Annotated in this window: 8 protein-coding genes; 5 read left to right on the top strand and 3 right to left on the bottom strand. The window is 76.3% G+C overall.

The annotated features are described in order from the left end of the window. On the top strand, positions 1-958 hold a 958-nt coding region (locus tag ACTUAL_RS26305; RefSeq protein WP_440902125.1), incomplete at its 5' end, for a DUF2567 domain-containing protein. A 56-nt stretch (positions 959-1,014) separates the two neighbouring features. Here ACTUAL_RS26305 and ACTUAL_RS26300 read toward each other — a convergent pair. After that, positions 1,015-2,286, bottom strand: coding sequence for an MFS transporter (locus tag ACTUAL_RS26300; RefSeq protein ID WP_440902124.1), 1,272 nt, complete (start codon positions 2,284-2,286; stop codon positions 1,015-1,017). A 145-nt stretch (positions 2,287-2,431) separates the two neighbouring features. Between ACTUAL_RS26300 and ACTUAL_RS26295 the strand changes: the two genes are divergently transcribed. Next, the gene (locus ACTUAL_RS26295; RefSeq protein ID WP_440902123.1) at positions 2,432-3,508 is read left to right on the top strand and encodes a HEAT repeat domain-containing protein; all 1,077 of its coding nucleotides are present in this window, start codon (positions 2,432-2,434) and stop codon (positions 3,506-3,508) included. A 97-nt stretch (positions 3,509-3,605) separates the two neighbouring features. On the opposite strand, the gene ACTUAL_RS26290 is transcribed toward ACTUAL_RS26295, so the two are convergent. Together ACTUAL_RS26290 and ACTUAL_RS26285 are read right to left on the bottom strand one after the other, a co-directional pair. Next, entirely contained in the window at positions 3,606-4,286 is a 681-nt protein-coding gene (locus ACTUAL_RS26290) for an LON peptidase substrate-binding domain-containing protein (protein WP_440902122.1), read from the bottom strand. Then, positions 4,283-4,972: an NUDIX hydrolase gene (locus ACTUAL_RS26285; protein ID WP_096496435.1), complete on the bottom strand. Its 690-nt coding sequence runs from the start codon at positions 4,970-4,972 to the stop codon at positions 4,283-4,285. Before ACTUAL_RS26285 ends, ACTUAL_RS26290 begins: the two co-directional genes overlap by 4 nt. Before the next feature lie 73 nt (positions 4,973-5,045). Between ACTUAL_RS26285 and nadA the strand changes: the two genes are divergently transcribed. From nadA to nadC, 3 genes are all read left to right on the top strand, one after another. Continuing rightward, a complete protein-coding gene (nadA, locus tag ACTUAL_RS26280; RefSeq protein ID WP_096496434.1) occupies positions 5,046-6,065 on the top strand; it encodes a quinolinate synthase NadA in 1,020 nt (339 codons plus the stop codon). Beyond that, the gene (locus ACTUAL_RS26275) at positions 6,062-7,678 is read left to right on the top strand and encodes an L-aspartate oxidase (RefSeq protein WP_440902121.1); all 1,617 of its coding nucleotides are present in this window, start codon (positions 6,062-6,064) and stop codon (positions 7,676-7,678) included. Before nadA ends, ACTUAL_RS26275 begins: the two co-directional genes overlap by 4 nt. Positions 7,679-7,786: 108 nt before the next feature. Then, positions 7,787-8,650 (top strand): carboxylating nicotinate-nucleotide diphosphorylase, encoded by an 864-nt coding sequence (nadC, locus tag ACTUAL_RS26270; protein WP_440902120.1) that lies wholly within the window; start codon positions 7,787-7,789, stop codon positions 8,648-8,650. Positions 8,651-8,897: the final 247 nt, after the last annotated feature.

Here is an 8,897-nt window from a genome sequence, read left to right as displayed (position 1 = left end):
CGGGTCCGCGAACGGGTCGGGCGCCTCGGGCGAGCCCGTGAAGGGCGAGGGTGACGGGGGCGCGGTCGCGCAGGCCAAGCCCGCCGAGGCCGAGCCCGCCGACGCGAAGCCCGCCGCTCCCGAGCCCGCCGAAGCTGAGGCGGCCGAGCCCGCCACCCCCGAGCCCGCCGAACCCCAGCCCGCCGACGCCGCCAAGCCCCCGGTGTCGAAGGCCGACGAGAGCACCCAGGCGGCCCTCGCGCCCGTCGACGGGCCCGAGCCCACGCCCGAGGCCGTCGTCGTGGCCGCGCACGTCGCCGCCCCCGCCGCCGCGGTCGACGTCGAGCCGCCGACCGAGCGGGTCGCCCGGCCCGACACCCTCGACGGGTACGACCGCCAGCCGCCCGCCGAGTTCTGGGCGGACACCTCCGGCGCCCCGACCCACCCGCCGTACTCCTTCCACCGCGAGCGGCCCAAGGTGGTGGTGCAGCGGGACATCCCGGCCGCGATCAAGGTGTTCTCCACGACCTCCCTCCTCGGCCTGCCGATCGGCCTGCTGTGGGCGTGGCTCGCGCCCGCCCAGAACGTCGTGGTGCAGTCGGGCGGGTTCGTCCCGGTGCCCGGCGAGAGCTACCACCGGCTCGACTCGCTGATGGTGTTCGTGCTGCTCGGCCTGGCCGCCGGGGTGCTCACCGGCGCCGCGTCGTGGATGATGCGCGAGCTGCGCGGCCCCGTGGTCATGCTGGCCGCGACGGTCGGATCGGTGCTGGCGGCGTTCCTGGCGTTCCGGGTCAGCGCGCCGTTCTCGACCTGGCGCCACGAGCTGGCGTCCGCGCCCGCGGTCGGCGAGGTGATCCGGCTGGCGCCCTCCCTGGACAGCGCGTGGGGCATCGTGGCCTGGCCGCTCGGCACCGCGCTCGCGTACGGCTGCCTCGCGGCCTGGAACGGCATGGACGACCTGGGGCGCAGGCTCGCCTGAGCGGCTTCGGACCGCGCAGGCGCCGGTCGCGGTGGCCCGCGCGTGAGCGGCAGCGCTCACCCCAGCTCCCGGCCGAGCGTCTCCGGCAGGCCCAGCAGCGCCAGCACGGCGATGCCGTAGGCCGCCGCCCCGAACGCCATCGCGCCGCCCACGCCCGCGCTCTCGGCCGCGAACCCGACCGCCGCCGGGAACAGCGCGCCCACGGCCCGCCCGGAGTTGTAGGTGAAGCCCTGGCCGGTGCCGCGCAGGTGCGCCGGGTACAGCTCCGACAGGAACGAGCCGAACCCGCTGAAGATCGCCGACGTGCAGAAGCCCAGCGGGAAGCCGAGGAACAGGATCGTGGTGTTCGCGCCCTCCGGGATGCGGGTGTAGAGCAGGATCAGCGCCGCCGACAGCACCGAGAACAGCGCGAACGTGCGCTTGCGGCCCAGCTCGTCGGTCAGGTGGCCGCCGCACACGTAGCCGGTGAACGCGCCCGAGATCAGGAACGCCAGGTAGCCGCCGGTGCCGATGACGGTCAGGCCGCGCTCGGACTTCAGGTACGTCGGCAGCCAGGTCGCGAGCGTGTAGTAGCCGCCCTGCACGCCCGTGGCCAGCAGGGACGCGAACGCGGTGGTGCGGGCCAGCGGGCCGGTGAAGATCGCGCCGAACGAGCCGCGCTCGGCGCTCGCGGTGCGGCGGGCGGTGGCCTCGGGGGCGTCCTGGACGCGGCGGCGGACGTAGATGATCAGCAGGGCGGGCAGCGCGCCGGTGAAGAACAGCACCCGCCAGGCCAGGTCGGGGTGCACCAGCTCGAACACCAGCGCGTAGACCAGCACCGACAGCGCCCAGCCGACCGCCCACGAGCTCTGGACGAACGCGACGGTGCGGCCCCGGTAGCGGGGCGCGCAGTACTCGGCGACCAGGATCGCGCCGACCGCCCACGCGCCGACGAAGCCCAGGCCCGGCAGGGCGCGGACTACCAGGAGCTCCTCGTAGCTGGTGGCGAACCCGCACAGGACGGTGAACACGGCGTAGGTGACGACGGTGATCATCAGGGCGCGGGTGCGGCCGAGGCGGTCGGCGAGCACGCCCGCGATGGCGCCGCCGAGCGCGCTGACCACGAGGGTGACCGTGGTGAGCAGGCCCGCCTCGCCCTTGGTGATCCCGAAGTAGGCGGTGATGGCGACCAGGCCCAGCGGCAGGACCTGGAAGTCGTAGGAGTCGAGGCCGTAGCCGCCGACCGCGCCGACGAAGGCGCGCCGTCCGCGCTGCCCGAGGGTGCGGTACCAGGCGAACCGGCCGTTCCCGTCGCTGGACGTGGCGCTGTCCGGTGCGGTGGCGCTCATTCTCACCTCGCTGGGGGAGGGGTGTGCTGTGCGCCACACGGTAGGGGATTGTTGAACAATCCCACCAGGACGCTTCGGTGGGGAATGGGGATTCGGGGTGGGGCGGGTTCGGGGGGCGCTGTGCTTGGCTGGGCGGGTGGGGACGGTGGGGGACGGGGCTGACGGGCGCGCCGAACTGCTCGCGGAGCTGGAGTGCCAGGACCCGCGCCGGTACTGGGCGCGCAGGGACGCGCTCGCCCTGGTCGGCGACCTGCCGGAGGCCGCGCCCGTCCTGGTCGCGGCCCTCGGCCGGGAACCGGACCACGCGGAGGGCGCCTCGCACTTCGAGCGGGGCAACGCGACGGCGTTCGCCGAACTCGTCGCGGCTCGCTGCCTGCGAGTCCCGCGCCCCGACCTCGTGCCGCCGCTGCTGGAGGCCGCGCGCGGTCCGACCCCGCACCGCTCCGCGCTCGCGGTGGTCCTGGGCCGCTGGCGGGTGGTCGAGGCCGTGCCGCTGCTGGCCGAGTGGGTCGTCGGCCCGGACGAGGTCGGCGCGCTGCGGTCGGCCGAGGCGCTGAGCGCGCTGGCGCGCGACCGGGACCTCGGAGCGGTCGTGCCGGAGGTGGTCGTGCCCGCGCTGCTCGTCGCGCTCGGGAAGGCGGCGGGGCCGTCCGCGTCCGACCGGCGGCACGCGGTCCTGAACGCCTTGCGGCGCACCGGGGACGCCCGAGGCGAGGCCGTCGCGCTGGCCTGCCTGGACGACCCGGCTCCGGAGGTCCGGACCGCCGCCGCGTGGTTGCTCGCCGAGGTCGGCGGCGTGGAGTCGTTGCCGCGACTGGGGGAGCTCGCCTCCGGCGAGCACGCGCGGGCCGCGCTCACCGGGTTGCTCCGCTTGGCGGACAAGGGCTCCGCGCCCGCGCTGCGCCGGGTGCTCGCGACCGGCGACCGGCGCTCGCGACTGCTCGCGCTGCGGGCGCTGGAGCGGTGCGGTGAGTGGCGGGTCCCCGGCGACGACCGCGCGGAAACCCTGCTGCTGGGCCGGATCGGCGATCCCGAGACCGCGCGCGAGCGCCTCGTGGCCGCCCTCTCGCACGCCGATCCGGCGGTGCGGGCCGTCGCCGTCGCGTCGCTGCGCCTGCGCGGCAGGCCGGAGCTCGCGCGGCCCGCGCTCGACGACCCCAGCCCGCACGTCCGCACCGCCGCGCGCGGTGTCCTCGACGCGCCGCCGCCTGCGGCCGGATGACGGTGTTCGCGGGCGCTCACCCTTGTGCCACAAGGAGTTCCGGCGCCGCGCTCGCGGCGCCGGAAAGCGCCCCACCGGGGAACCCGCGCCCCGCCGGTCAGTTCCGGTTCGGCGGGTGGCCGAACTCCGACAGGGGCGCGGGCACCGCGCGCAGCGCCGCCAGCAGCCCGGCCTCGCGGTGCAGGACCTTGCGCACCAACCTCAGCCGCCGCGCCTCCACGGTCTCCTCCAGCAGCCGCTGCCGGTCCTCCATCGTCATCAGGCAGTCGCTGGCCAACCGGTAGGCCAGGTCGTCGAACATCTCCGGCGAGTGCTCGGGGAACCACTCCCGCTCGAACCGCGCCGCCTCCCGGTACCGGGCGTGCGCGGCCCTGGCGCTCGCGGCCAGCAGCGGCAGCACGGACGCAAGTTCCGGCGGCGACGGGGTGTCCGGCAGCCACTCCACCTTGCCCACCAGGTAGGGCGCCGCGTTCTCCTCCACCTCCAGCAGGCGGAACCTGCTGCCGCCCACCGTCGCCAGGTCGAACCTGCCGTCCGGGAAGCGGTGCGTGTCCTGGAGCACCGCCGAGCAGCCGATCGCCTGCAGCGCCTGCACGTTCTCCGCGCCGACCTCCCAGCCCTGCTTGATGGAGACGACCCCGAAGCTGCGGTTCGGCACGGCGCCGGTCACCAGGTCCACGGTCAACTGCCGGTAGCGCGGCTCGAAGATGTGCAGTGGCAGGGACGCCCCGGGCAGCAGCACGGTTCCGAGCGGGAACAACGGGAGCGTCGACGTCACGGTCCCACGCTACGACCTGAGGGTGGTCGCAGCACGGCGAACGGGTCGGTGACCCGCATTCCCCTTGACGCGAAACGGAAAAGCGCCGCGGGCCTGCCGCCCGCCGGTCCCGGTGGCGAGGTGGCCCCGGTCGGCTCCAGCAGTCCGCGCCGGGACAGCACCCGCTGCAGGTTCGTCGCGGCCACCGGGTAGCCCAGCGCCGCCGAGTACAGCTCGCGCAGCGCCGAGATGGTGAACTCCGGCGGGGCCAGCGCGAACCCGAGGTTGGTGTAGGACAACTTGGAGGCGAGCCGCTGCCTGGCCCGCCGCACTATCGCCTCGTGGTCGAACGCCGTGGCCGGGAGCGCGTCCACCGGGTGCCAGCCGGTGTCGGACGGCACCGCAGGGTCCACGTCGCACGGCACCAGGCCGAGGAACGCGGTGGCGACCACCCGCTGCCCCGGCGTGCGCCCCGGCGCGCTGAACACCGCCAGCTGCTCCACGTGCGCGAGCTGCCGCGCGTCGACCTTCTCGGCGAGCTGCCGCCGGATCGACTCCTCCACGTCCTCGGTGGGACCGAGCTTCCCCCCTGGCAGCGACCAGCGCCCCGCCTGCGGCTCCCGACCCCGCTCCCACAGCATGACCTGGAGTGACCCGGCTCTCACCTGGAGGACGGCGGCCAGCACCTCATGTTCCGCGAGTCCCACCCGATGATACTATCGACCTTGTTTTCGTCCCCTGGGCGAAAACCTGGCGACGGGGCTCGGGGAAGGACCACTCATGGCTGCCACCGCTTATCTGGAGCGCGCCTCGGACGGCGCGTACGACGGGATCGCGCCCGACGCCGACTGGCGCGAGGAGGTGCTGCGGCTGGCCCGCGAGCGCGACGCGGTCATCCTGGCGCACAACTACCAGCTGCCCGAGATCCAGGACATCGCCCACCACACCGGCGACTCCCTGGCGCTCAGCCGCATCGCCGCCGCCAGCGAGGCGTCCACGATCATCTTCTGCGGCGTGCACTTCATGGCCGAGACCGCGAAGATCCTCGCCCCGCACAAGACCGTGCTGATCCCGGACGAGCGCGCGGGCTGCTCGCTGGCCGACTCCATCACCGCCGACCAGCTGCGCGAGTGGAAGTCGCAGCACCCCGGCGCGGTCGTGGTGTCCTACGTCAACACCACCGCCGACGTGAAGGCGGAGACCGACATCTGCTGCACCTCGTCCAACGCGGTGGACGTGGTCGCCTCGATCCCGGCCGACCGCGAGGTGCTGTTCCTGCCCGACCAGTTCCTCGGCGCGCACGTCAAGCGCGAGACCGGCCGCGAGAACCTGCGCATCTGGGCGGGCGAGTGCCACGTCCACGCGGGCATCAACGGCCCGGAGCTGGCCGCGCGCGCCGCCGAGAACCCGGACGCCGACCTGTTCATCCACCCCGAGTGCGGCTGCGCCACCTCGGCGCTCTACCTCGCGGGCGAGGGCGCCGTCCCGGCCGAGCAGGTCAAGATCCTGTCCACCGGCGACATGATCACCGCCGCGCGCGGGACCAGCGCGAAGTCCGTGCTGGTCGCCACCGAGGTCGGGATGCTGCACCAGCTGCGCAAGGCCGCCCCGGAGATCGACTTCCGCCCGGTCAACGACCGCGCGTCCTGCACCTACATGAAGATGATCACCCCGACCGCGCTGCTGCGCTGCCTGCGCGAGAACCTCGACGAGGTGCACGTCGACGCGGAGACCGCCCGCCGCGCCCAGGGCGCCGTGCAGCGCATGATCGAGATCGGTCAGCCCGGCGGCGGCGAGTGAGCGCGGCGCGCTGGGAGGCCCGCGCCGACCTGGTCGTCGTGGGCACCGGCGTCGCGGGCCTCACCGCCGCGCTCCGGGCCCGTGAGCTGGGGCTGCGCGTCCTGGTCGTGACCAAGGCGGCGGGCGGCGACGGCAACACCCGGTGGGCGCAGGGCGGCGTGGCCGTCGTCCTGCCCGGCGAGCACGACGAGGGCGACACCGTCGACGCGCACGTCGCCGACACCCTCGTCGCGGGCGCTGGCCTGTGCGACGAGGCCGCGGTCGCCGCGATCGTCTCGGGCGGACCGGCGGCGGTCACCCGGCTGCGCGAGCGCGGCGCCGTGTTCGACCCCGCCCCCGGCGGCAAGCTCGCCCGCACCCGCGAGGGCGGGCACAGCGCGTTCCGCGTCGTCCACGCGGGCGGCGCCGCCACCGGCGCCGAGGTGGAGCGGGCGCTGCTCGCCGCCGCCGGGGACGACCGGGTGCCGGTGCTGGAGGACCACGTCGCCGTCGACGCCGTGCGCACCCCGCTCGGCGCGGTGTGCGGGCTGCTCGTGCTGGACTCGGCGGGCGTGCCCGGCGTAGTCACGGCCCCCGCCGTGCTGCTCGCCTCCGGCGGCCTCGGCCAGCTCTACCAGGCCACCTCCAACCCGGAGGTCGCCACCGGCGACGGGCTGGCGCTGGCGATGCGCGCGGGCGCGCACGCCGCCGACGTCGAGTTCGTCCAGTTCCACCCGACCGTGCTCTACACCGGGCGCGGCGCGCGCGGCCGGTGCCCGCTGGTCACCGAGGCCGTGCGCGGCGAGGGCGCGGTGCTGCTCGACGCGCTCGGGCGGCGCGTGATGCGCGGCGTGCACCCGCTGGAGGACCTGGCCCCGCGCGACGTGGTCGCCGCGGCCATCACCCGGCACGCGGCCACCGCGCCCGGCGGCGTCGACGACCACGTGTTCCTCGACGCGACCGGCATCGGGGACTTCGCCCGGCGCTTCCCGACCGTGCTGGCCGCGTGCCTGGCGGCCGGGATCGACCCGGCGAGCCAGCCCATCCCGGTCGCGCCCGCCGCGCCCTTCGCGTGCGGGGGCGTGGTGGCCGACGTGGACGGGCGCACCGCCGTGACCGGCCTGTACGCGGCGGGCGAGGTGGCCAGGACCGGGCTGCACGGCGCGAACCGGCTGGCCTCGAACAGCCTCCTGGAGGGCCTGGTCGTGGGCGCGCGGGCCGCCGAGGCGGTCGCCGCCGACCTCGCGCTGGGCCTGCTCGCCAGGGCCACCGGCCACGCCGAGCTGCCCACCGCCCCCGTGGCGGACCGGGACTCGCTGCAGCGGGTGATGAGCCGCTACGCCGCGATCGGGCGGGACGCCGAGGGGCTGGCCGTGGTCGGCTCGGTGCTGGACCTGTCCACCACCGACCGGGTCCTGGACAGCCGCGAGCTGGTCGAGGACGCGGCGCTGACGCTGGCCGCGCGGGCGCTCATCGCGGCGGCGGCGGAGCGGACCGAGACGCGCGGGTGCCACGTGCGCACCGACCACGCCGGGCGGGACGACGCCCGGTGGTCGCGCAGCCAGGTGGTGCGGCTGACGCCGAGCGGGCAGCCGGTGCTGGCGGACCCGGCGCTGGCGCGGGACGCGGCGTGAGGGCCGCGCTGGCGCGGGACGCGGCGTGAGGGCCGCGCTGGACGGGAGCGGCGCCCGCGCGGGCGCCGCGGGCGTGCGGGGCGGACCCGCACCGGCGAGGGGAGCGGCGTGAGCACCGGACTGGACCTGGACGACGCCCGCGCGGTCATCACGACCGCGCTCGCGGAGGACCTGCGCTACGGGCCCGACGCCACGACGGAGGCCACGGTGCCCGCCGACGCCGTGGCGGTCGCCGAGCTGACCCCGCGCAAGGCCGGGGTGCTCGCCGGGGTGCCGGTGGCGCTGGAGGTGTTCCGGGCGGTGCTCGGGGACGGCGTGGAGGTGCTGGCGCGGGCCGAGGACGGCGCGAAGGCGGCGCCCGGCGAGCCCGCGCTGGTGCTGCGCGGGCCGGTGCGCGGGCTGCTCACGGCCGAGCGGACCGCGCTCAACCTGCTGTGCCACCTGTCCGGCGTCGCCACCGCGACCGCCGCGTGGGTCGACGAGGTCGCGGGCACGAAGGCGGCCGTGCGGGACTCGCGCAAGACGCTGCCGGGGCTGCGGCTGCTGGAGAAGTACGCGGTGCGCTGCGGCGGCGGGGTGAACCACCGGCTCGGGCTCGGCGACGCGGTGCTGGTCAAGGACAACCACGTGCAGGCCGCGGGGTCGGTGCGGGCGGCGATCGCCGCCGTGCGCGCGCACGCGCCCGAGCGGCCGTGCGAGGTCGAGGTGGACTCGCTGGAGCAGCTCGACGAGGCGCTCGACGAGGGCGTCGGGCTGGTGCTGCTGGACAACTTCACCGTCGCCGAGTGCGCCGAGGCGGTGCGCCGGGCCGCGGGGCGCCGTGCGGCGGGGCACGAGGTGCTGCTGGAGGCGTCGGGCGGGCTCACCCTGGACGTCGCCCGCGCCTACGCCGAGACCGGCGTGGACTACCTGGCGGTCGGCGGCCTGACCCACTCCTCGCCCGCGCTGGACCTGGGGATGGACCTGCGCTGAGCGGGGTGGCGCGCGTTGAGCTGGATGGGTGTGCGTTGAGTGGGATCGACCTGCGCTGAGCGGGGTGGCCCGGCTCGGGCCGGGTCGCGTCCACCCGGCTCGGTTCGCGCCGACCACCCCGGCGGCCCGCGCCCGGACCCGCGCCTGTCGCACCCGCCCCGGCCGGCGGGGGGGCCGCCCCCCCGCCCGCGGCCGGGGACCCCCCGCGGCCCCGCCCGGGCCCGGGCGCCGGGGGGCCCCGCGCGGG

The sequence above is a fragment of the Actinosynnema sp. genome (assembly GCF_052038725.1).
This window is presented reverse-complemented; position numbering and strand designations above follow the sequence as displayed.

Excerpts from the sequence above, each read along its gene's own strand:
- nadA (WP_096496434.1), top strand. The coding sequence starts at position 5,046 with ATGGCTGCCACCGCTTATCTGGAGCGCGCCTCGGACGGCGCGTACGAC.
- ACTUAL_RS26300 (WP_440902124.1), bottom strand. The coding sequence starts at position 2,286 with ATGAGCGCCACCGCACCGGACAGCGCCACGTCCAGCGACGGGAACGGC.